Origin of the sequence: Flammeovirga sp. OC4 (genome assembly GCF_000812565.1) — a bacterium.
Classification (GTDB): domain Bacteria; phylum Bacteroidota; class Bacteroidia; order Cytophagales; family Flammeovirgaceae; genus Flammeovirga.
The window spans coordinates 1-25,965 of the sequence record NZ_JTAM01000021.1 but is presented as its reverse complement, the minus strand read 5'-3'; the positions used below and the strand labels follow the sequence as shown (position 1 = coordinate 25,965).

The following is a 25,965-nucleotide window of genomic DNA, read 5'->3' as shown; positions in this document are numbered from 1 at the left end:
TGTTTTCAATTCACATGCGCTGGAAGAAGAGGTTTACTTTTCCACACTCTCACATAATCTACTTTTGCTTCCGATAGTTTTCCAATCGGTTGATCTTTGAAATTACCATCAGCAAAACTTGCACCAACGGAAAGCCATAACCACTCATTAACATTAGGTACCCAAGTATCCTTGTAGGTGACTTTCAACACACCATCATAATAGATCTCCATTTTATCTTCCTCCCAAAGTAATCCATAAGTATGGAAACCCTCGTGAATTTTTGGAGTGTCAAACTTCTTTGTATTGGCTTTATGATCCTCAGAATATCCGTCAATATGCACTACTGCTTTTGTTGTTTCTGAAAGCCAAGCTGATTCAAAAATATCAATTTCTGCCCCATCATTAGCAGTACCATCTACATTTCGTTGGTGATGACCTTGAAGCCAAAAAGCAGTATGATTACCCTTAGAAGTATCTGCAACTTTAATTCTTGCTTCAAAATAACCATACTTCGGTTCATACTTCCCTCTTGAGTCAACACTTCCACAATACATTTTGTCTTCTGTTACTTTTGAGCTTTTCATAACCAAATTACCCTGACCATCTAACCAAATATGATCTTTCACCCAAAACCATGAAGAAATACCCAATTTAGGTCTTGGTCGCCTACTACTTTGACTTGTTGTAATACTCCATTTTGTAGTATCTAAAGACGTGCCTTCAAACTCATCAGACCACACCAATTCCCACTCTTTTGTAGGGGGAAGTGCATCTGTCGTTTCTGTAAAAATATAGGGTTGAGGCTGCTCCACTTTACTTCCTTCTTTTTCCTGATGACATGCTATCACGAATAAAAGAAGAAGAGGCAGGTAAAATAGATTTTTCATTATTGTTTTGATAAATTGATGAAAAAAGGGAGGACCATAACACCCTCCCATTTAATTACCAGTACAAATGCTTTCGATGTTTCAAAGAAGCGTAACTTTATAATTGATCTCTTATCTGCTTCTCTATTTACTACTTACATTTTATTACATTAAACTTAATGTATTGACCGTTATTTCCTTGGATTCCAGTCCATCAGAAGACACCTTCAAAATAATATTTCCGGCATCTTTTGAGGACTGTAAAATAGCCACACACTTTCCATTAAATGCTTTTCTTTTATGATCCACAAAGGATTCTAATGATGTAGGATCTCCATTTCCAACCCCTCTAAGTTGTCCTTCTCCTTTGACTTCAAAATGAATCAAATTATTGGCTCTAGGACATAAAACACCCTCTTTATCCACCACTGAAATTGTAGCATATACAACTTCTTCTCCATTGGCAGCTACTTGATTTCTATCGAGTTCCACTTGTAATGCAACTGGGGACCCTGCCGTATATTTCACCTCTTCCGCTAAAATATTACCTTTTTTATCTAAGGCCACTACTTTCAATTCGCCCTTTTGGTAAACGATATCATCCCATCTTAAACGGTAAGAATCATAAAGTTGTGAAGCGTCTTTTGTTCTGATTCCTAAGCTTTTTCCGTTTAAGAAAAGCTCTGCTTTATCATAATTTGTATAGCAATGTACACTTACTGTTTGTCCTTCTTTCCAGTTCCAATGTGGTAGTAAATGCAATACTTTTTCTTCTGACCAATGACTTTTATACAAATAGAAACGGTCTTTTGGGATACCTGCTAAATCGATAATTCCGAAATAAGAACTTTTTGTGGGCCACTGTTCATTGTAAGGAGTAGGTTCGCCTAAATAGTCATACCCTGTCCATACAAATTCACCCATGATAAAATCATTTTTCTCCTGTGCTTTAAATTCCCTGTCGGGTGTCTGCGCCCAGTTAGGAAAATCCATATCAAAAGAATTTGAATGAAGGTTAGGACGAATTTTATGTTTTGCTTCTTTTGCCGGGAAGAAATATTCTCCTCTGGAACTTACTGTTGAGGCTGTTTCGCTTCCATACATTTTCCATTCTGGATGATCTTTATGGAACGCTTCATATTTCTGTGGTTTATAGTTCCAACCCGGAATGTCCACTGCGTCAGCCAAACCATTTTTAATAGCTCCTTTAAAATTATTGAAGCCCGCTGTTGAAGGTCTCGTTGGGTCTTCTCGGTGTACAATATCTGTCAGGAATTGTGCGTTTTTAGCTCCATTCGGATCATTTTGCTCTCTGATTTCATTTCCAATAGACCACATGATCAAAGAAGGATGGTTTCTGTCTCTGTGCATCAGAGCCACCAAATCTTTTTCAGCCCAATCATGCCATAAAGTATTGTACCCGTTTTCAGTTTTCGGAATTTCCCATTCATCAAATGCCTCAGCTATAAATAAGAAACCCATTTCATCAGCTAGTTGTACTAAGCTTGGGTCAGAGGGATTATGTGTCGAACGGATCGCATTGGCACCCATTTCTTTCAATTTCAATAAGCGATGTTTCCATGCTGAAAGATTATGTGCTGCTCCTAAAGGTCCTAAGTCATGATGCAAACAAACACCTTTGAACTTAAGTGGTTTCCCATTTAAGAAAAAGCCATCATTGTTTGTAAACTCTATAGTTCTGAATCCAAATTGACTTTCATAAATATCCACGATCTCATCACCTACCACTACTTCTGTGATTACCTTGTAAAGATTTGGTGTTTCTATAGACCACCACTGAGGGGTGTCGACCACCAAATTCATTTCAATTTCATTATCGTTTTGGTCTAGTTTAATCGATTTTGTACTTGTGCTCACCCTTTGATTTTTAAAAAAGATCGATTGGATAAGTTCAATATTTTGATTTTGAGCGGTTCTGTTTTGTAAGCTTGTTTTGATATTGACATTTCCTTTTGAAGCCGTGATTTGAGGAGTTGTAATGTAAGTTCCCCAATTTTTCACATAGATTGGATTGGTCTTTACGATTCTTACTTCTCTATAAATTCCTGCTCCAGGATACCACCTTGAAGAAAGTGATTTATTTTCTAAATGTACTTCCAGTAAGTTGTCTTGATTGAATTGGATATGGGGTGTTAGTTCAAATTCAAAAGAGGAATACCCATAAGGCCAAGTTCCTACATACTGCTTGTTGAGGTACACCTTGGCATGGCTCATGGCTCCATCAAATTGGATAAAGATTTTCTTTTGCTGATCCTCTTGCGTAAAGTAAAGTGATTTCTTATAAAATCCTTTACCAATATGTGGCAATGCTCCAGTTCTACCGGTACGTACTTTGGGTACACGTTCTCCATCTTCCAACACAATGACGGCTTGCTTGTCTACCTCCTGATCAAAGGGCATTGAAATAGCCCAATCATGCGGTACTGTCACAGTTTCCCATTGTTGATCCAATGTGTCATTGTATTGAAATTCCCATTGATCCGTTAAGCGAATAATTTCTCTATTGTTATTATTTACCTTTTCGATTTTCTGACAGCTCAACATCAAGCTCCAAAAAACAATTAGAAGATAAAATAAGTAGTTCGTTCTCATAGTCTCTTTATTTAGAAGTTGAAGGCTGTGTTTCTAGACCTAAGGTTGAAATAGGGCCTATGATGATCTTGTGCTCACAATGGAAAAAATCCCATCATAAGCCCCTGTTTTCAATTAAAAGGTTGGTCTATTTCATTACAACAGTCCTCTCCTTTGTTATTTATTTCTCAGTCACCACCACATTGTCAAGGTAGAAGAACCCTGCCGCATTATTTTTTGCTTTATAGACATTAAAAGTCAAAGAGGTATGTCCTGCCGGCACTGTATATTCAAATGTAGTCTCTGTCCAAGTTGTGGACGCAGTAATTGTTTCTTGGTGTTTAATACTTCCAACGTTAGAAGGTTTTATGGTAAATTTCAAATCAACACCATCACCATCACTCCACTTTGTAAACATTGAAAATACATAAGTCTTCCCTTCTTCTACTGTGATTGTTTGAGCAATTGAAGCCTCATCTTTTTTCAATCTTGCACACTGTGCACCTTCATAAGGAGTTGCTAAAGCAGATGTCACAATATCAGCCGTACCAGAGTTATACCCTGACCAAGGAGAAGAGTCTGCTTTTAATGCTCCTGCTGTTACATCTTCAAAATCTCCTTTTTGAACAAGGTTTACTTTCACTGGAGGTGCGGGCGTTACATCACCTGTTTCAAATAATAATACATCATCGATCATCACTGTATTATTTGCCTCTGCACCTGGCTTGATGATCGTAATCTGAATTTCCGCGGTATTCTCTCCCGTTTCAAAAGTAAATGAACTATTGGTCCAATCTGTTTGAGAAGCATAATTACTATTCAATAATTCTACTTTTCCACCGCTCGTAATATCAAATACTTTTACAATACCTGCTGTAGTTGGTACATTACCCCATTTAGAATGGAGGTCTAAAGTATATTCTTTATAGCCTTCAACAGTATTTAATTTATGGTTTAAAAAGGCTCCATCTGCATTGTTGTCTGTCGCTAAAATTGCATACTTCTCTCCTGTATGAGCATCAGCGACACCGTTTACAAAATTACCATCAAATCCATACCAGCTATCTCCACTTGATGGGAACGGTCCTGCTGTAGTCGCTTCATATCCACCATCAATAATTAAACCTGAATCGGGTACTGGTTTTGGTTCGGGTTCAGGATCTACTTGCTCATCTGTTTTAAATACTGCTACTTCATCGAGGTACAACACTGTTAACCCCGCGTTGCTGCCATCATTTGTTCCTCCTTTGTAGAAGACCAAGTAAGCCGAAGTTGTGCTAGGTCCTGTTGTAAACTTAGTCGTCACATCTGTCCAATCCGTACTTGTAGAAAGCTCTTCAATATAAAGTCGTTCCCAACCTGCCTCAGGTTTAGTGTCTGGAGTTCTGTCTTGAACCTGTACCATCATTGTACCATCAGGAGTTTCTGCCCATTTGGTTGAATACTTAAATTCATATACTGTATTTGGCTCTACTTCAATGGCCTGAATCATCGAACCACCATCACCGTTTTTATCCGCTTGAATTTTTCCTGAGATTAATCCTTTTTTAGCCGCTGTTTCGTCAGTGAAACCATTATCATATCCTGTCCAAGCACCTTCAACGTTTCTGAACTCAAAACCTCCATCAATCACTAAACCATAGTCTCCTGCTTCTGGAAGTTCTCCATTGCCTGACCCTGCTTTAAGGTTAGGGTCATTCTCTGCATACAAATCGCCCAATGTAGTCAACATGTCTGTGTTTTGCTCATAAATTGTAGAGATGTGCAAAGCAGCTTGATTCTTTGCTCTTCCACCATCAAACCACGCATATCTTTGGATGTAAGAGGCCTGATCCATCATAGGCAATAAAGCTTCCATCAAGTCATAAGCTTGTTCTTTCGTTCTCTTGTTATTTTCTGGCGTTGTTGCAGTCCAATCTGCCAATCCCATCTCCGTAATCCAAATGGGTAATCCCCACTTCGTATTGGCATTTTGGAAAGCTTCCATCCATTTGTTGGGATCAATAGAGTCTGTATAACGGTGCATACAAATAAAGTCTACTCTTAAACCTTTAGCATTGGCTTGGCTCATAAAATCATCTAACCACCCACTTCCCATTGATGCTGGTGCCGGAGAACCTAATGGCACGCCTACTGATTCTAGAAGTGGCCATAATTCTATTGCCTCCTCTACAGACATATGGGCTTGATCTTCTTTGTCGGGTTCATTAAAACCCAACAAATAATTGATTTTTCCTTCAGCAGCTAACGCTTTTAATTTCTCCACTTTTCCTTCCACATCATTTCGTCCCCAAATCATTGGTACGAATTCAACATTATCAGGAAGGCCTGTAGGGTAATCACTTCCCCATGAGTAATGCCAGTACGGCATCACATTGGCCACACAATTACTCCATACTGGACTTTTTAAAGTTTGTCCGTACCCTTTTTTACCAAATGATTCCTCTGGTGCAATTTCCTCTTCACCCGGTGAAGGTCTATTGTTGATCATGTCATCCAAATCACAACTCATTACTGCAATAAGGATTGGAATAAGTAATATTATTTTATAGGCAATTTTCTTCATTTCATTTCTTTTTTGAGTGTTGAAGTTCGCTCTAGCACGGAGGCTTTCAATACCTCCATGCTAGGTCATTCAAAAAAATAAGTCAGATGTGAATGGTCTGTATCCGTAAACCATTATTCTATTGTTTTTACCAACCTGAGTTTTGAGAAAGGTTTGGATTTCTGTCAATCTCAGTCTGAGGAATTGGCCACCAATAATGCTTGCTTTCATTGAAAGTTCGATCATGGAAAATGACATTGTTTTCAAAATCATTTTTGGCTGTTTTCCATCTCAGCTCATCAAAATATCTTAGGCCTTCCAATGCCAATTCTACTCTTCTTTCATGTCTGATTTCTTCTCTTAATTCATCTTGACTTAATGAACTATCAAAATCAGCCATATCTACTCTTCTTCTGATTTGGTTTAATGCATTAAATACATCTCCAGAAGGGCCACTAAACTCATTTTTAGCTTCTGCATACATCAATAAAACATCTGCATAACGTAGTATCATAAAGTTACGATCTCCATCAGTGTATAATCCCACTTCTTTACGAATGTACTTTTGAATACCATATCTTGTAGCTTTCACCGTATTGTCCCATTTTGCCTGATCCAACCAAGGCTCCCCTCCTCTTAAGATCGTATGATCAAGTCGTGGATCACGGTTGGCAAATTCTGCCCAATAGTCATAAATACTTAAGCCTTCTGCTTCCAATTCTTTTTCACTCTTTGGTACTCCATTTTCATCAGACCAAACGGAAAATGGTGTTGCATCAGGATCATCTTCAGGCTTTAAACCATTTTTAGTATAATAATCATACACCAAGTTAGGCAATACACCAAAGTGCGACTGAGGTTGTTTTTTGTACGTTCCACTAAACCTTTCACCTGATTTCAAATTAGAAACAAATTGTACTGAAAAGATAGACTCCTCGCTATTTTGTCCCTCGGCAGAGAAAAGGAAATCATAATCGCTTACCAAACCAAATTTGCCAGAGTTGATCACTTCCTCACAATCTTTTATCGCATTTTCGTATTGCTGATTGTATAAATAAACTCTTGCTCTTAGTGCCAAAGCAGCGTACTTATTGATTTTACCTACCTGTTCCGATTTAGTAGGAAGTAAATCAATGGCCATTGTAAGGTCTTCTATGATTTGCTGTACGACTTCCTCTTTGGTCGATTTTTCGATACGTGCTTCCTGCGGAGAAACTACTTTCAAAATGAGGGGCACATTATTAAACAACATCGATAAGTTATTGTAAAATAAAGCTCTCAAGAAAAGGGCCTCACCGATGGCTACATCTTTTACCTCGGCATTGATGTCCATTGTAGGAGCATTGTCCAAGATCTCATTGGCTCTTCGGATACCTCTGTAGTTGTCATTCCAGACCCAATTGATTCGATCCGTAGCAGGGTTGTGCTGCCCTACACTGATGTCCCAATATTTCATCCAAGTCCACTCATTGTAGCCATTATCACTTACACAATCGAGGTCTCGAATGCCTCTTCCATACAACTCTTCCGGAGTCAAGCTTTCGTATGCAGCAGTGACGGCTAGTGCTAAATGATCTTCTGTTTGCCAGAAAGAATCTTGATTCAGCGTGTTATTATCTTGTAAATCTAAATAGTTACTACATGAAAAACATGCGGCACCTAAAAGTGTTATGATTGCTTTTTTCATGATGATGCGTTTAGAAAATGATGTTTGTTCCAAAAGTTAAAGTTGTTGTTTGAGGATACGCTTCGTTTCTAGATTGATTAGCATATCGTTCTGGATCCCAATGTTGCAATTTAGACCATGTAAGAGGGTTGGTTGAGTTCGCATAAACTCTTAAAGATTGTAATCTTAATTTTTTACAAACACTTTCGTTGAAAGTATACCCCAATTCTACATTTTTCAGTCTCAGGTAAGAAGCATCTTCTACCCAGAATGATGAAATCTGATCATTATTCACATTACCCAAACGAGGCATAGAAGCATCCGGATTTTCTGGTGTCCAACGGTCCAACCAATCAGTAGTCCAGTTCATCAGGTTGTTTGCACTACCACTGTGGTGTCCTGTTGCTGAAGAATAGATATCTACATTTTGAACACCTTGGAAGAACAACTTCAAATCGAATCCTTTATAAGCAAGTCCCATATTGATACCATACATATATTCTGGATTGGGATTACCAATGATTGTTCTATCTTCATCATTGATTACATCATCACCATTTACGTTTTCGTAGATTAAATCACCTAACTGTGGCGTCTGACCATCGATATATGGGTATTTTTCAAGATCTTCTTCTGTTCTGTAAATGCCAATACTTTTGTAACCGTAGAAAGAACCAATCGGATGTCCTTCCATATTTACTTGTCTGTTGTTAGGGTATTGTGTTTCGCCTTGCATACTAATGATCTCATTTTTGATCTTAGTAAGATTGAAACCTATAGAGTATTCTATACCTGTACTTCCGATTTGGTTGAAGTGATTGACGGCTAATTCCCAACCTGTATTCTTCACTCTACCGGCATTTTGGAAAGCTGGAGTATCTACACCTGTAGCACCTGGAATCGGTAATTTCAATAAAATATCATCAGTATCTTTTACAAAATAGTCTGCCGTTACTGTCAGCTTATCTTCCCAGAATCCTAAATCAACCCCTACACCGTACGAGGTCGTTGTTTCCCACATAATATCGGGGTTTGCTAAGTTTGTCACTGCTAAACCACCATAAGCGATTGATGCTCCATCAAAAGGATACCCATCTGTTGGTGAATAAGTCTGAGAATAAGGGTAGTAACCAATTTTATCATTTCCTAACTGTCCCCAATTGGCTCTAACTTTACCGAATGACAACATTTCAACATCTTTTAAGAAGGCTTCGTTAGAGAAGATCCAACCTACTGATAATGCAGGGAAAAGTGCAAATCTGTTGTTTTGAGGGAATTTCGAAGAACCGTCTTGACGTAGGTTGGCTTCAAAAAGGTAGCGATCATCGTAGTTGTATTGGAATCTGCCGAACAATGAAAGTAATCTTGACTCGTAAAACGCTCCACCTACAGTTGGGTTACTACCTGAACCTATTTCTGTCAGTGAGTTACTTGGCAAATCAAAGACATTCACATTGGTCGTTTTGTGAGCATAAGAATTGACCGTTGTACCTGCAAGAAAATTGAGGGAATGCTTACCCAATTTCTTGTTGTAATTGATGGTATTTTCCCACTGCATTGTTTCATACGTATTGCTTGTTTCTTTCAATGAGTTTTGAACTCTAGCAATATCAGAATCATTACCATCTGGGCCTGTCAATTGGAAATCATATTTATGTGCTTTGTTTAATCCCTTAGTAAAAGAATAACTCAAATTTGTTCTTAAGGTTAAACCTTTTACCGGTTTAAATTCCAAATAAGGATTGAGTGTTGTCTTATTCGAATCATTGAATTTTCTACTTGCCTCAGTAGCATAAAATACTGGGTTTTTGGTATTGATTTCATAAGGATTACCTGAAGCAGAACCCCATGATCCATCTTGATTAAAAACCGGAACCAAAGGAGAAGAATTGGCAATCAAACGCATAACACCTTGATCATCTGTATCTGCTGATTCTTCAGATTTTTTGATAGCACCAAAGATATTGGCCCCAAAAGTAAATCCTTTTCCTAATTTACTCTTCAGGTTGAGTCTGTAATTGATTCTTTCTGCCGAAGTACCGTACATGATTCCTTTTTGATCCAAATAGCCTACGGATGCCAAATATTGTGTATTGCCTACTTTTTGAGATAAAGACAGTTGATGGTTTTGGAAAAAGGCTCCATCTTTAAATGTTTCATCGGCCCAGTCTGTATTACCATATCGATAAGGATCACTTCCTTCTCTTGCTATCGCAATTTCTTCGTCAGAATAAATTGGGCTTCTACCGGCATTGATGTTTCCTTCATTTTTGAGCATCATATAATCCCAGCTGTCTAAAAATTCAGGTAAAACAGTTGCTTTTTGTAATCCTGCATAACCATTATAATTTACCTTTACTTTATCCGTTGTTCCACCGCTCTTTGTCGTCACTAAGATCACACCGTTGGCTGCCCTTGTACCATAAATCGAAGCAGAAGCTGCATCTTTTAAGACTGAAATACTCTCAATATCCGAAGGAAGGATATCCTGCATACTCCCCGGAACACCATCAATTAATACCAATGGACTAGAGTCATTGAGGGTACCATTACCTCTAATTGTGATCGTGGCTCCCGCTCCAGGTTTACCGCCTGACTGCGTTAGTTGCACACCTGCGATTCTACCTTGTAAAAGAGACTCAGTGTTAGGGACCGCCTGATTACCGATGTCTTTGTCGGGCGTTACCACACCAATAGCACCTGTCAGGTTTTCTTTCTTCTGAGTACCATAACCTACCACTACAATTTCTGATAAGAGTTCAGTAGACTCTACTAAAGTAATATTAAAAGATTTGTTTTGTCCTACTACCATTTCTTGAGGTTCGAACCCCATAAAACTAAAAATGATAGAAGTTGCTGGATCATCAACAGCAAGTTTAAACTGTCCGTCAAAGTTAGTAATAGTACCAGTGCTTGTTCCTTTAATTTTGATGTTCACCCCTGGTAAAGGTGCCCCTGCTTCATCTTTTACTGTACCCGAAACGATTCGATCTTGTGCTATTGCTTCAAAACCGAAGAAGATTAAGGTGAGCATTAGTAATAGTTGAAAAGGAAATTTCTTCTTTCCGTGATAGAAACTTTTCATAAAAAAAATGCTTTAATTTTTTCTACCAGAAACACTCTGAAGTCAAAAAAATGAACCTTCTTAATAAAGTAAGATCGGTGCTTTTCATGTTTCTGAATAATTCATTTCATAGAACGTAGTTGATCATTTGAAATCAATAATAATTAAAAGAGGAGTTTTAAAAATCAGATTAAGAATTGATAAACTACTTGTTCTCGTCTTACAACGATGATGTAAATATGAGCGGTCTTCTTTTTTTCTTGATGTCCATATCCGTCAATATGTGACTATTTTACACTTATTTAAAATAAAACACTGATAAATAAGTGATTACGATTAAAAAATGAGTTGAATAATTTATTACTTGTCAAGAATCAATTAAAAAAATAACGAATTTAGTCGCCGTTAATGACGAATCTGTTCACCCCACGAATATAACTATAGCTTTATATTTGTAAAAATACCAAGACAAAAACATTCGTATTAATTCTGATTATTTTTTAGGGTTTCTTACATTGATAATTTTCAAAAAACAGAAACCTTCCTTACAGACAATCTGCCTGTATTTACTCCTGGTCATGAAGAGTTATTCCTCAATAATTTTGACTTAGTACTTTGTCCTTGCAATGGTAATTTCACTTATCACTAATCAATTCCTAATCAATGATACATTTGTCTAAATCTCTACTAGGGATATTTTTTTTGACGTCATTTATTGCTTGTAAAACAGAGCAGAAAAAAGCTTATCAGTCGCCTGAAAAAGCACCCAATGTGTTACTGATCATTGCTGATGATCTTGGGGCACATGATTTATCTACGACCAATTCAAATTATTACGAAACACCACATATTGATCAGATTGCTGCCAAAGGGATTCAATTTGATCAAGGGTATGCCTCTTGTCAGGTTTGTAGCCCATCAAGAGCGAGTATTATGACAGGTAAATCCCCTGCACGACATGGTATCACTGATTGGATTGGAGCAAAAGAGGGAGAAGCCTGGAGAAAAACAAAGCGATTTAATCAACTACTTCCTGCCTATTATCAACATCAATTAGATACAAATTATATCACAATGCCTGAGGCTTTCAAAGCCCACGGTTATACCACCTTCTTTGCCGGAAAATGGCATGTAGGCGGTGAAGGGTCACTTCCTGAGGATCACGGTTTTGATATCAATAAAGGTGGTTTCCATGCAGGAAGTCCTCATGGTGGTTATTTTTCACCTTATAAAAACCCGAGACTGGAAGATGGTCCTAAAGGAGAAAATTTAAGTAGCCGACTTGCACAAGAAACAGTCGACTTTATGAGAGAAAATAAAGAGAAACCCTTTTTTGCCTGTTTGTCTTTTTATGCGGTACATGGTCCAATACAAACCACTGAGGAAAAATGGAGAAAATATAGAGATAAAGCATTAACACAAGGCATAGACAGTGTGGGATATAAAATGGGTAGGTTTTTACCGATCCGCCAACATCAAGACAACCCTGTTTATGCTGGCCTTGTAGAATCTATGGATGATGCCGTAGGTAAAGTGTTATCGGGATTAGAAGAATTAGGATTAAGTGAGAATACTATCGTTGTGTTTACAGGAGATAACGGAGGAGTAGCCGCAGGCGATGCTTTCTCTACTTCCAATTATCCGCTTAGAGGGGGTAAGGGTTATCAGTTTGAAGGTGGATTGAGAACTCCATATATCATTAAAGTACCTTGGTTAAAGCAATCAAACATTCATTCCAATGTGCCTGTTACACACACGGACTTCTACCCTACTTTATTGGAACTTACTGGACTTCCTTTACATCCTGATCAACACCAAGATGGTGTAAGTCTCGCTCCTCTTTTTGTGGGTGAAACCATCGATGATCGTTCTATTGTATGGCACTACCCACATTACGGTAATCAAGGTGGAGAACCGTCTTCTGTGATCCGTGCTGGAAAATGGAAATTGATTCATTATTATGAAGATAACCGCAATGAACTTTATAATCTGAATGAAGACGTTCATGAAAAACAAGACCTTTCCAATGAGTACCCTAACATCGTAAAGAAATTGAGTGATGATTTATTTACTTATTTGAATGACTTAGGAGCAAAATATCCTGAAAGAGATAATACTTGGTCGGAAGAAAAAGAAGAACGCTATTTGGAAAAAGTGAGAACGAAAAAAATGAAATCACTAGAGAAAAAACGTATGGAAATGTTAGCGGAAGACTTTCAACCCAATACAGATTGGTGGGGATCGCAACGTATAGTGGATTAATAGCCTACGTTTTTTTTTCTGATATTCAATACATTGTAAACTATGTTTTCGACTTTTAGAAATCAGGAGATTTCTGATGATCTGTAGGACACGAATGACGCTATCGCTTAACATTCGCGCCAGTGGGACTACTACTCTAATCGTTTAGTAGTTCTAACCCCGGCCTTGAAGGGAAAAGCGTCAAGAATTTCATGGAGTGAGCCGTTAAAAATGATTTTGCTGTTTGAGCGCAGCGAGTTTAAAATCATTTAGGCGAGAGGAATGGAATTTAGCTTTTGACTTCTAAGCCTTGACTTTTTTGCTTCGTTTTTGTGTTAAGACAAAAATGAAGAAGAAGGAAGTTTGAAAGTAGATCCTATAAGTCTTGTAGAAAAATCGATTGGAAGTTCACGAAGACTGAGTTTACAATGTATTAACATTAATAAATACTTTTTACTTATTATTTCCCATTGAAATAAGGTTTATTTGAGTGGTAAGCAATTGTACTCTTCTAACGGTACAGCGACTTAATGAACAATGAAATGAAATACTACCATTACTTATTATCACTAATTTTATTTTTTCACCTCCCAAATTTCGGATTCTCAAATGCTAGTGAAGGTTATCTTTATGAGTACCTCAACGTCTCCAATGGATTATCAAACAACTCCGTCACAAGAGTAGTTAAAGATGAATTGGGGCAATTTTGGTTTGCGAGTAGTGAAGGAATTGTAAAGCTTGATGCACAAGGTTTTGAACATTTGAAGCCTTCGCCCCGTTATGAGCATTTTTACAGTGAAGATGTTGAAACTCTTGAATTAGGAGCACATCACACCCTATGGGTTGGCACCAAAAGTGGTGGTCTTTCCAGTTACAACATTGCTAAAGATCAATTTGTGAGTTATCACCATGTGTTCAAAAACTACAGTAGAAATAATTCTTTCTTGAGAATTACTTCATTAAAAGAAACAAGTAATGGTTACTTATGCATCGGTACTTGGATGAGCGGCTTTTTTGTAATGGACATTGAAAAGCAAGAAGTTATTTTTCATCATCCTAACAACAAAGTCATACAATCCATCCAAGAAACTAATAATGGTAATGTATGGTTTGGGTCAGGGGGAAACCTGCATGAGTTTGACTTTAAGACCTTAAAGATTCAAAGACACCCTATCAAATCAGTACCTTGGATTACGAAGATCATTTATGATCATAAAAGAGATGCACTCTATTTTGGTAGCTCAAAAGGAGTATTCGAATATTCCATTGATACGCATTCTACTAAAAAATTCATTGGAAAAAATGACGAAAAACTCAAACTCATCAATTCACTAAGTATAGATCAACAGGGCAGACTTTGGGTAGGAACCTGGAAAAATGGTCTGTACCGAAGTAATCCTGAGAAATCGATTTTTCATAAAATTGATTTGAGACCGGCGCACGAACTAAATAAGAATTATCAGGGAGTCACGGATATTTTTATTGATAATAATGATATTATATGGATTACGACCACGCATGGTGGTGTAGTGAAACTGACCGAGAACAAAGGAATCTATAAAATTGCGAATTCCTTTAAAGAGAAGGTCGGCTTTCCAGACAATAACATCAACAGCATTTTTGTAGACCGATTCGATAATCAATGGATTGGCACAAAAAACGGCGGTATTGCCTATAAGAAACAAGCTGAGAAACAATATAAACACCTTCCTGTTTCAAGGAATCTTATCATTTCTGATTTTAAAACTATCGGCGATCAAGTTTATGTTACCACCTCTGAAGGCATCTTTATCTTTTCCATTCATGACCCCTTTGGGAAAAGCGAGTTTTATGGTTCTTCTAAATTCAGAAAGATAAAAACCATTTTCTATGATCAAAAAAATCAAAAGATATGGTTTGGTTTACAGCAAAATGGTATTGCTTGTATCAATGCATTAGAAGCATTTGATTTATCTAAAATCGAGTATTTTAATCCTGTCAGTAAAGGAAAATATTATTTTGAAGCAGACCGTATTGAGCATATTGTAGAGGCAGATCAAGAACATTTTTGGTTGGGTACTTTTAATGGTTTATATAAATTCAATAAAAGTGATAAAACCTCTACTTTCATTGACCTCAAGGCAATGTTTAACTTCCCTTCTAATATCATTTTATCGTTATTCAAACACCCTGACCTACCGTTACTTTATGTGGGAAGTGCGAATGGTTTATTGGTATTAGACACTTCTAAAGACAGTCTGCAGGCTGTTCATTTTTATGATCACACCAGCGGTTTAGAAAATGATTGTATCAATGCCATCACCATGGATCAACAAAACAGGCTTTGGGTGGGGCTTTCAAAAGGTATCAGTTGTATTCACCTCGACAATCATACCGTTCAAAACTACACTAAAGAAGACGGCGTAGATATCTCTTCCATTAATATTGGTGCGGTTTACAATAAGAAAGACCTGATTTACTTTGGTGGACAAAAAGGAATGGTGCTTTTTTCGCCTTCTTTTATCTCCGACAATGTGACGCTCCCCAATGTCTATTTCTCCCAACTTTATATCAATAATCACTACATTCAGGTAGATGACACATTAGACAATAGAGTGCTTTTGCAACAGGCTTTACCATTTACTAAAGCAATACAATTGGGGTACAAGGATAAGGTGATTCGCTTGAGTGTGAACACCACCAACTATGTGGATCAAAAAAATGTGGATTACTATTATAGAATAAAAACAGTATCGGATCAATGGATCGACAATCAACATTCTTCAAGTATCAATTTCACTCAATTGCCCGTTGGTAAAAACGTATTGGAAATCAAAGCATGCTTGTATGGTAACTGCGGTGAAACCAATCAATTGGTGATCGATATGAAACCGGCTCCTTGGTTTTCGACTCCTGCTATTCTCTTTTATATCTTAGTGGCACTCTTGATCATTTATGGTGTTTTCAAATTCTTTATTCGCAAAGAGAAACTAGAAAACCAAGTGCGTTTGATCCATTTGGAAAAAGAAAAGGAACATGAAATTACAGAAGCCAAAGTACGTTTCTTCACCAATATTTCACACGAAATCAGAACTCCTCTTACGCTTATTCATTCTCCATTAGAAGATCTCTTGGAGGAAGAAGATCTTCCTTCAAAATACAAAAGTAAGTTACAGATCATCAATAAAAATGCAGACAACTTATTGGTTCTTGTAAATCAATTATTGGATTTCAGAAAAATGGAAAACAATAAATTGGAGCTTTCTTATGACTATGTTTCTATTCGAAAAGTTGTTGAAAGCAAGTGTTGGGAGTTTCAATCTTTATTACAATTGTCGGGGTTACATCTTGATTTCAAATCCAAAGTCAATGAAAACCAACTCTACAAATTAGATCAGGAAAAGGTCGAGATTGTATTGAATAATCTTCTTTCCAATGCGATAAAATTTACACCAAAAGGAAAGACTATCACACTGGAATTGGCAGTGAAAGATCATATTGAAATTAAAGTCATCGACCAAGGTGTAGGAATCAAAGAAGAGGATCTGAAAAACATTTTCAATCGCTATTATCAAGGTACAACTCCAAGTCCTCAAGCAGGAACAGGGATTGGACTGGCACTTTCTAAAAGTATTGTCAACTTACACGGTGGCGATATTCACGTCAAAAGTTCTTATGGAAAAGGAACCGTATTTACGGTAGAACTCCCCGTTTTAGATGCTAAAGTAGAAGAACAACAAATCACTGAATTCACTACAGCTTCAGAAACCCAAAGAAGCTTACTTTTGGTGGACGACAATCTCGATATTTTACGTTATCTCGAATCGATCTTTGAAAAAGACTATCATATCTTCAAAGCAGAAAACGGAAAAGAGGGGCTTCAAATTTTGGAGAAACAGCCCGTTGATTTGATTATTTCAGATGTGATGATGCCTGTCATGGATGGAATGGAGTTTTGTCAGAAAGTCAAAAATCACCCTGACCACCAAAGTATTCCACTATTACTGCTCACTGCAAATGCCACTACAGAAAGTGAACTCAACAGCTTAAAAATTGGAGCAAATGATTACTTGAGAAAACCTTTCAATAGTAAAATCATTAAAGAGAAAGTCAATAATATACTGGCTTACAAAGCACATTTGATCGCATTTTATACTTCTCAGCTTCAACCTCAAAGTGCTCCCCAACAAGAAGTAGAAACCACTTCCAAGATACTCTCAGAAGATGAAAAATTCATCCAAAAAGCGGTTATATATATTGAAGATAATATTGACAATGATGAACTCAATGTTGAGCAATTATCGGATCATATGTGTATGAGTCAGTCGACATTATACCGAAAAATTAAGGCCGCAACGAATAATACGATTGTTGGTTTTATCCGTTCTGTAAGGTTAAAGAAGGCAGCTCAATTATTGATCGATACCAATTTAAGTTTAAAAGAAATTGCTGAAAGGGTCGGTATCAATGACGTAAGGTATTTCAAAAGAGAGTTTAAAAAACAATATGGGGTAGAGCCTGATTATTGCAGAAAAAATAAGTCGGTTACACTAGTTGAAAATACTATCAATTGATATTTCTGCAAGTCTTTTATTTTCTACTTCCAAGCTTCCTTCTTCTTCATTTTTCCATTGATGAAAAACGAAGCAAAAAATCTAGGCTTTGAAGTCAAAAGCTAAATTTCATTCCTCTCGCCTAAATGATTTTAAACTCGCTTTGCTCAAACAAGAAAATCATTTTTAACGGCTCGATTCATGAAATTCTTAACGCTTTTCCCTTCAATGCCGGGGGGAGTACTACCAAACTAAAATGGTAGAAAGCTCAATGGTGCGAATGTTAAGCGAGAGCGACATTCGTACCCTATAATCACCAGAAATCTCCCGATTTCTAGAGAGACTAGGCCATTACAAAATTATCCTGCTGTAATTCTTTCTTACCATCAAATCGGTACGCCACCAACAGTCCACCTTTTGCTACGCTGTAGTCCAAACAACAAACATTGGGTTTGAAAAGCATAGGTTGATTTTTTAGCCAATAATGTCCAAAAAATACAGGGCGTTCCACTGCTTTATAATAACTGAGGTCATCCAAAATGGAAGCTTTTATTGGAAGGGATGGAAGGTTCTCAACAGGGTGAACACTGATTGTTTCAAAAGTCATTTTTAATGGATCTTCCCACCATTTATACCTTATGTCTTTACGAAGATTACCGTCTTTATCAGCAAAAGTAAGCCCATCCGGCAATCTCAATTCTTTTCCTTTCAATGTTTGCTCAATGGCATTGTTCAATGCGTCATTTGTGGTATTCGCTTCTTCAATCAATGATTTGGTGAGACGATTTTGCTTTAATTTACCTTTCAAAAACGTAATATTTTTCTCATTCCAACAAGCATGAACAGCTCTGAGGTTTTTATCTTCATAAAATAGAGGCAATGTCAAAAACCATTCGATATACTCATTGTATTCTTTTTGTCGGTTTTGAAATTGTTTTAAAGTCTCATAGTGCTGAATGATATTCTTGATCCAATGTTTTCGGAGATGCCCGCCTTCTTTGTTTTGCAAATGAAAACAGATGGCATTGTACTCGTGATTCCCCATCAACGCAATCGCATGCCCCATTTCTGTCATACCTTTTACAATCTGAAGTGTTTCTCTGATTTTAGGACCTCTATCAATGTAATCTCCCACAAAAAGTACTTTTCGGTCAGGATGTCCATACACTCCAGATACTTTTTTGTAGCCCAGCTTTTGTAAAAGTCTTTCAAGTTCATCGGCATGTCCGTGGATGTCTCCTATAAGGTCTAGCATGGTTAATTAATAATTATGTTGAAATGGATGGTTTCTACTTTTCATGTTTTGTCTTAAAACAAAATTATTGCAAAAAAGTCAAGGTTCTAAATTCTTGAAATATTCAAATAAGAAATAATACTAAGTCCAATTTTTCTTTACGTAATAAGCTACACTTGAAGGTAAACTATTTACCATAAATGATTTTTTGGGATTTTTGGGATCATAAACAGCGATCAACTGTTCAAGGTACATATACTTACTAGGATCACTTGTCATCGTCTTTATTCGATGTTCTTTTCCTGATTTGTCGAAAAATGAAAATATGAATTTATAAACTCTACTATCCTCTATTTCCAAAGAAGTTGCTTTTTTTCGAAGGAGTTTTACTTTCGTGAATTTTCCTTTCTTCAATAACTGATATTTCATCAAACCATTGATAAAATTAAAAGATACCCATAGCAAACCTACAAAAAATGGTATAGTAAATAGTAATGAAGATAGTCCACCCGGTGTATTGCTCATTCCTTTTATTCTACTTACATCAGGTCTCAATACATTATATTCAATATCGACAGTATCATTAACGTCATATGTATAACCAATAGAATAGGATGTCCAATTGAAATTTCCCATTGGGGAGAAAAATATATAATCATAACCATAAATATATTCTTCATTAATCAGTGTGTTGGTTTCAAAAATAGTAGTAATTACCCCTTTTCCAATTGACGTGTTTTGATTTAAATACCTCATTTCAGCAAAATCAATATCACTTACGCTAAATGTTTGCAACAGTAAGAATAGCCCAAGCAATAACGTAACTATGGGTATTATACCGTATTTGCCATTAACGTAGAGAATCATTTGATCTAATAAGGGAAGTGTTCGTTTCATAAAAAATGGAGGTTGTTGCTTACCTCTCCAAAGGTCTAAAATAATTGTATCATTTGTTACTATTACATTGTAAACTAAGTTTTCGTTAACTTTTAATCAAGCTTTCTACAAACATTTATAGGCTCTACTTTCAAGCTTCTTTCTTCTTCATTTTTCCATTGATGAAAAACGAAGCAAAAAATCTAGGCTTAGAAGTCAAAAGCTAAATTTCATTCCTCTCGCCTAAATGATTTTAAACTCGCTTTGCTCAAACAAGAAAATCATTTTTAACGGCTCAATTCATGAAATTCTTAACGCTTTTCCCTTCAATGCCAGGGGGAAAACTACCAAACTAAAATGGTAGAAAACTCAATGGTGCGAATGTTAAGCGTCAGCGTCATTCGTGTCCTTCAGATCATCAGAAATCTCCTGATTTCTAAATAATATAAACAACGTAAACTTAGTTTACAATGTACTATTATCCTTCAAAATAAAAAAAGCCAAACTAAAACAGCTTGACTTTTCCTCTTATCTAAAAGTTATAAGTACTAAGGCAAAATTAGATCATAGTTAATTCTAATTTGTTTTTTGTGAGTACAACGCTAAAAAACGTATAAATAGTGGTTCTATTTAGCGTTTTTTGAAGGAAGTAATCGCAAAACAATAAATAGAATTAGTATTAAATAATTTTGTCTTGGTGCTTCTATATATAGAAATGTTGGTTTAAATATCATCTGGTAAAAGAACATTGTAGCCTTCCAAAACAGAATCTGCTTTCATGTTCATATAATCTACAGAAGAAGTGGCATGTTCTTTCAATTTTTGTTCTCTTACAGAGATATAATAATTATATTGTTCAGGTGTGAGGACCTTCCCTAAAATCAAGTCTTTCTCGATTGCAAATGACTTTTCCATCTCAAGGTACTTGATATTAAATTTTCCAAGTTTGATAATATGGATGACCATTCTTTTGTTGACCAACATCATTTTTGCTCTTAGTTCTGCCACTTTTTCTTGCTCCAATGGTATCTCAGACGTAATGATTTTCAATTCCCTTGAAGTAATCAAGAAGGACAGTAATTCAGACTGTTGATCAAGGGTCAAAATCTTATCTCGGTCTTTATAAAACTGCTTGTTCATTTTCACTTTATCCTCGTGACTATAATAAGGCCTGGCTTCTAATGAATCCTTTTGCATATTATATTTCACTCGCAATGCCTTCATCTGCTCGTATTGTTCGGGAGATAATTGCACTACTTTATTGACCCAATCTGTAAATTTCTTGGCATACAATTTTTGTTCATCGGTTTGCCCCCATGCAATCGTGGAACACATCAAAAGAACACCGATCAATAGTTTTGTTTTCATGGTATATGATTTAAAAAAATGAATAAAATGATTACTACTGCTTAATGAATTTCTTTCGTGTTTTATCAATTTGAAGAATGTAAACACCGCTTTGAAGTGTGGATATATCTAAAGCTTCCATTGATTCATTAATCTGAAATCCATTGACTTTCCTTCCATCTATCCCGAAAATATAGACGTCTTTTTTATTTAGATTTAGGCCTCTGATATACAATAAACCAAGGGCTGGATTAGGATATAATTTAAAGTCGACCGGAGGAGTAATAGAGGTTGGAGGAATTTCCGTTTTGGTCTTGATAACTGTTAATTCATACGTCTTGATCAATTCCTCTTCTCCTAATTTTAAGAGGGTCGTAATGATGATTTTTTCGTTTTGTTCAGTCGGTTTTACAATACCTTTGGTTCCATCGATTTCAATAATATCACTATTAGACGATACCCACTGCACTTCCAATCCCGTTCTTTCAGGAGCATGAAGGTGGATGTTTTGTGTGACAGATTGCACATCATCATTTTCATTAAAACCAATGTATACCTCTTTTTCTAGGGCTTTTAATTCACTTGACATTTCCCCCTTCAACTTAATGACAAATGACTTGTGACCTACCAAATGTTTGTATTTGATTTCTGCATCCAATCTGACAACATGTTCTATTTCAGGTGTTGTAACAAAGCCTGAATCTCCTTGCACTCTTACCAAATCTTCCGTATGAGAGTTCCATGTGACAGTGGCTTCATAACTTGACTGCGTGGGAAGATAAATATTATGTACAACATTATTTTTATGATCTTCATATTGAAACCCTATTTCAGTGGCATTGACAGCTTCTTGCAAGAAAAGATTATCATCTAATGCTCCATCCACGGATACAAATACATCATCGATATAAATTGTCCCAACCACTTTACCCAATTGTAATAAAAGGCGAAGAGTGGTCATACCTTCCATTGTAGCAGTGATCTCTTGTTCCACTTGGTACAACTTATCTTTTTCTATTACAATGGACTCACTATTGATTTTATCCACTCCCTTATCCAACTGTAACTGAAATCTTAGCTCTGTATCAACATCTGCATAAACGGAAAATTTCACCAGAAACTTTTGAGCTTCAGCGGTTGGAAAACCAATAGCGTGATCCGATGTTCTAAATCCTAGGTTAGAGAAATTCCCACCATTGGAAGTGATATGGAAGGCAGCCGATTTGGAGGAAGTAGTGGGGTGAATATCATTTTGAAGTTGATATTCTATCCCTAAACCCTCCTTCGATGTCATGATCCAACCTTCTTCTACACCATTCTCAAAACTAGGGTTCGTCTTAATGAGATTACCATTGATTTGCTCTTCATTTGTGGCATAATATTGATTCCACCATTGCTCTACATCTTGTTTTAGCTGAGCAATATTTTGACTAAATTCTGCATTATTGATCTCGTTTTTAGTCTCTATTACTTGGCTATTTTCATAAACATAAAACTCTTCATGAAAGGCCGTCACTTCTGAATAAGGAACATTCAGCGGAGTCATTTCTTTGCTACTTGTCCAAAGGGTATAACGTTCGTTTCCTTTCTTAAACGAATAGCCATTTTTACCATTTCTTTTATAATAAGTTACCGCCAAATCCAATGGGTAAGCTCTTTCTTCCTCATCATTATGATAGAGAGAATTACCTTGTAAAAACGTTGGTTTGGGTAAGTACGCATAGTCGCAAATGGTAGGATATAGATCTATCAACTGTACTGCTCTCTCCGACTCTTTTAATCGTTCTGAAGGATCTATGATGATTAATGGCACCTGAGCCGAATTTTGCAAAAGGTTATGTTTCCCCCACATATTATGATCTCCCAAATTGAATCCATGGTCCGAAGAAACAATAATCAAAGTGTTGTCTTTCTCACCAATCGCGTCTAGGTGATCGACCAACATCCCAATTTGAGCATCAATGTAAGATGCACAAGCGTAATAAGCGGTCAATAATTCTCTTTGCTTTTCAAGGTTCAATACTTTTTCCGCATCTTTATAAATATCTTCCCATGTCTGAGGAATATCCTTGTAGCCCAATAGTTCTGATGGTGCTTTGTAAGCAATGCTATCCGTTCCTTCAGGTAATTTTTGATAATCTGCTAGCGTAATGGTTTTGTCTTTGTATAAATCAAAATACTTTTGCGGAGCTACAAAAGGCAAGTGTGGTTTCTTAAAACCTACAGATAAGAAAAACGGTTGTTCCGTCACTGAAAACTTATTCATCATCTTGATCGCCTCTAATGTAAATTGCCCATCTTGATAGCCATCATCTCCTACTCCTTCCGGTCCTTTTTCATAAGACACCCCTGCCTCTACTCTGTAGTTATTGCCCGATACAAAATCTCCATATTCTTCTGGATAATCGTAATGATTTGGATCTTTATAATCGTCAGTCCATGAAGTAGCATTGTGTCCATTGTCCACATTTCTTGGGTCAAAGACTTTCCCAACAGCAGCAGTTCTATAACCGTTCAATGCCAAATATTGGGGTAAGGTGGTGAGGTTTGGAGCGGTCTCTTCCAGTTTTAAAGTAAGGTTGGTAATACCATTTCTTTCAGGATAAGTTCCGGTAAGGAAACTAGCTCTTGAAGGACCACAAACAGGATAAGAACATTGGGTGTTGGCATACTGAATACCTTGTTGCGATAGCTTATCGAAAGTAGGAGTAATCACTTCCTCATTTCCAAAAGCGGTCAGGTCAGTATTCAAATCATCAACCATGATAAAGAGAATATTTTTCCTTTGTGTTTTAGGAAATAAGGGCTGTAACTGTCCTTCAACCCAATCGCCTGCTTTACGATTATAAACGGTTTTGTTGGCTTTTGGACCGGCACACCAAATGGCTCTTGGAATCTCTAACTCTTCTGCCAAGGTGGCTACGGCTTGATGGTATTTTGCTCTGCTCAAAGGTGAGCATAAGTTATTTGATCCAAATTCACCTAAATATAAAGGCAAATTCAAATTGTCTGCCCACTGTTTTACATTTTCAAAATCAGCTCTCAATGAAGCATACTCTTCTGCTGTTCCCCAATCCGGAATACTGTTATTCGTTTCCGGGTATTTTGTAAATGTATTGGGCCAATAATAATGAAACCATGGTATCAGTTTATCTTCATTTTCAAAAAGAGCCGGGTCCATTTGTTGAGGAGCAAAAATGGCATTATCTCCACCTCCTACTACCATCAAAATACGGTCAGGATTGTCTTTGCGTACTGTCTCTACTAATTCAACATTCAGCTGATCTACTAATCCTTTATTCATGTTAAAATAAGGTTCATTGATCAACTCAAAGACTAATTCATCATTACTTTTATCTTTGAAATGAGCACTGATCTGCGTCCAAATGGCTAAAAACCTTTCCCACTTTGCAGGATCAGTATAAACTTCATCTTCTTTGGTCACTTCTTCTATAAACCAATGTTCACCATGGGCATTCAACACCACAATCAATCCTCTTTCAGTGGCCCACTCCACTACTTCTTCTACACGTAACAACCATGCTTCGTCGATCGTGTAAGGTGAAGTTTCTGTAGTATGGCTTCCCCAGCGAACGGGCAGACGTATATGGTCAAAACCAGCTGCTGCCACATCATCCATCATAAATTCCTCTATTGGGTCAGCCCAGTCTCCTTCATTTTTGGCACTCATCACATTTCCAAAATTGTAGCCATTTCCTAGCTTTTTGGCCATATCATGAGCGGGAGTTTGTGCTTGAAGTAATGAGGAAAAAAAGAGTAAAAAATAGATTAGTATGAATTTTTTCATTTGTCGAATATTAAAAAAGGCTGTTAAGTGCACTGTAAACTGAATTATCGTAAAATTTCGATCTGTATTTCTGCTAGATTTTATAGGGCCTACTTTCAGGCTTCCTTCTTCTTCATTTTTCCATTGATGAAAAACGAAGCAAAAAATCTAGGCTTAGAAGTCAAAAGCTAAATTTCATTCCTCTCGCCTAAATGATTTTAAACTCGCTTTGCTCAAACAAGAAAATCATTTTTAACGGCTCAATTCATGAAATTCTTAACGCTTTTCCCTTCAATGCCGGGGGGAATACTACCAAACTAAAATGGTAGAAAGCTCACTGGCGCGAATGTTAAGCGTTAGTGTCATTCGTGGCCTAAGGATCGGCAGAAATCTCCTGATTTCTAAAAGTCAATTAGTTTACAATGTATTATGTAAAATAGCATAAAGCATCATGGAGAATATCGTGTATGATCGCTGAAATAATGGGCAAGTGATCATTGCTTCACCAAAACTGAGTGTTTTAACCTTCTTTAGTTTCAGTCTTGATGAGATTGCGCTATCACCTACCCATATTTTAACTTTCGGATTCGAAACTCCTGTAGACTTTACCCTCACTTAACAGCCTATGTGTGGTCTACTTATTCCAATTGATGGATTATTTTTTGATAAACAATTTACTCTGAGTGTTCACCTTCAGGATATACTTACCGTTTGGTAATGACTGTACATTCAGTTTGTATCCGTTGGCTGTTTTCTCTATTGTAAAATTGTCAATCGATTTACCCAATAAGTCAAACACTGCAATGTCTGCATCCATTTGAGGCGTGCTCACCATTAAGTGATCCACTGTTGGGTTTGGATATATATTCAGGATCAAAAGTCCATCTTCTACTGAAGTAGGAACCTCTTCTTTCAATACAACTACTTCAAAAAGTTTAGTCACTGTTTCCTCTTCCAAACTTAAAGTCGCTGTAAGCGTTACCGTTGTAGTCGCTGATGGTCTTGTCACTGTACCGTCTGATGATATCACTGCTTCATTGGATGAACTCCAAGCCACTGTACTGGCATGCGATGAAGTCAATGGTAACGTAAGACTTGAGGTTACACTTTCAGCATTGTCGCCTTCTGCATATGTGATCATCAAGGCGTCTGAGGCTTCCTGCAATAATTCAGCGATCGTTTTCTCTGCTGCTATTACAGTCACATCGAACGTTTTGGTCGTCGTTTCTTCTT

At 36.9% G+C, this 25,965-nt stretch carries 12 protein-coding genes; 2 read left to right on the top strand and 10 right to left on the bottom strand.

The genetic code is table 11. The features are described 5' to 3' along the window. Positions 1 to 5 precede the first annotated feature (5 nt). The 5 genes from PL77_RS14120 to PL77_RS14100 form a co-directional block, all read right to left on the bottom strand. Positions 6 to 869 carry a family 16 glycosylhydrolase gene (locus PL77_RS14120; RefSeq protein WP_172665859.1) on the bottom strand — a complete coding sequence of 288 codons (864 nt, stop codon included), beginning with the start codon at positions 867 to 869 and terminating at the stop codon, positions 6 to 8. Between the two features lie 144 nt (positions 870 to 1,013). Further along, positions 1,014 to 3,461, bottom strand: a complete 2,448-nt coding sequence (locus PL77_RS14115; protein ID WP_044206450.1) for a glycoside hydrolase family 2 TIM barrel-domain containing protein — start codon at positions 3,459 to 3,461, stop codon at positions 1,014 to 1,016. Positions 3,462 to 3,621: 160 nt separating this feature from the next. Further along, a complete protein-coding gene (locus PL77_RS30585) occupies positions 3,622 to 6,006 on the bottom strand; it encodes a glycosyl hydrolase (protein ID WP_052444415.1) in 2,385 nt (794 codons plus the stop codon). 127 nt (positions 6,007 to 6,133) lie between these two features. Further along, complete coding sequence (locus PL77_RS14105; protein WP_044206447.1) at positions 6,134 to 7,672, bottom strand: RagB/SusD family nutrient uptake outer membrane protein; 1,539 nt, start codon at positions 7,670 to 7,672, stop codon at positions 6,134 to 6,136. A 10-nt stretch (positions 7,673 to 7,682) separates the two neighbouring features. Next, the gene (locus PL77_RS14100; RefSeq protein ID WP_044206444.1) at positions 7,683 to 10,736 is read right to left on the bottom strand and encodes a TonB-dependent receptor; all 3,054 of its coding nucleotides are present in this window, start codon (positions 10,734 to 10,736) and stop codon (positions 7,683 to 7,685) included. A 681-nt stretch (positions 10,737 to 11,417) separates the two neighbouring features. Here PL77_RS14100 and PL77_RS14095 point away from each other — a divergent pair. Both PL77_RS14095 and PL77_RS14090 read left to right on the top strand, forming a co-directional pair. Continuing rightward, the gene (locus PL77_RS14095; RefSeq protein ID WP_253273989.1) at positions 11,418 to 12,977 is read left to right on the top strand and encodes a sulfatase; all 1,560 of its coding nucleotides are present in this window, start codon (positions 11,418 to 11,420) and stop codon (positions 12,975 to 12,977) included. A gap of 521 nt (positions 12,978 to 13,498) precedes the next feature. Beyond that, the gene (locus PL77_RS14090) at positions 13,499 to 17,509 is read left to right on the top strand and encodes an ATP-binding protein (protein WP_172665858.1); all 4,011 of its coding nucleotides are present in this window, start codon (positions 13,499 to 13,501) and stop codon (positions 17,507 to 17,509) included. A gap of 322 nt (positions 17,510 to 17,831) precedes the next feature. Here the strand turns inward: PL77_RS14090 and PL77_RS14085 are convergent, their stop codons facing one another. The 5 genes from PL77_RS14085 to PL77_RS14065 all read right to left on the bottom strand — a co-directional run. Beyond that, entirely contained in the window at positions 17,832 to 18,743 is a 912-nt protein-coding gene (locus tag PL77_RS14085; RefSeq protein WP_044206439.1) for a metallophosphoesterase, read from the bottom strand. A gap of 120 nt (positions 18,744 to 18,863) precedes the next feature. After that, positions 18,864 to 19,619, bottom strand: coding sequence for a hypothetical protein (locus tag PL77_RS14080; RefSeq protein ID WP_156152371.1), 756 nt, complete (start codon positions 19,617 to 19,619; stop codon positions 18,864 to 18,866). A gap of 702 nt (positions 19,620 to 20,321) precedes the next feature. Next, complete coding sequence (locus PL77_RS14075) at positions 20,322 to 20,966, bottom strand: hypothetical protein (RefSeq protein WP_044206433.1); 645 nt, start codon at positions 20,964 to 20,966, stop codon at positions 20,322 to 20,324. A gap of 34 nt (positions 20,967 to 21,000) precedes the next feature. Next, complete coding sequence (locus PL77_RS14070; RefSeq protein WP_044206431.1) at positions 21,001 to 24,753, bottom strand: sulfatase-like hydrolase/transferase; 3,753 nt, start codon at positions 24,751 to 24,753, stop codon at positions 21,001 to 21,003. A gap of 634 nt (positions 24,754 to 25,387) precedes the next feature. Then, on the bottom strand, positions 25,388 to 25,965 hold a 578-nt coding region (locus PL77_RS14065; RefSeq protein WP_044206429.1), incomplete at its 5' end, for a T9SS type A sorting domain-containing protein.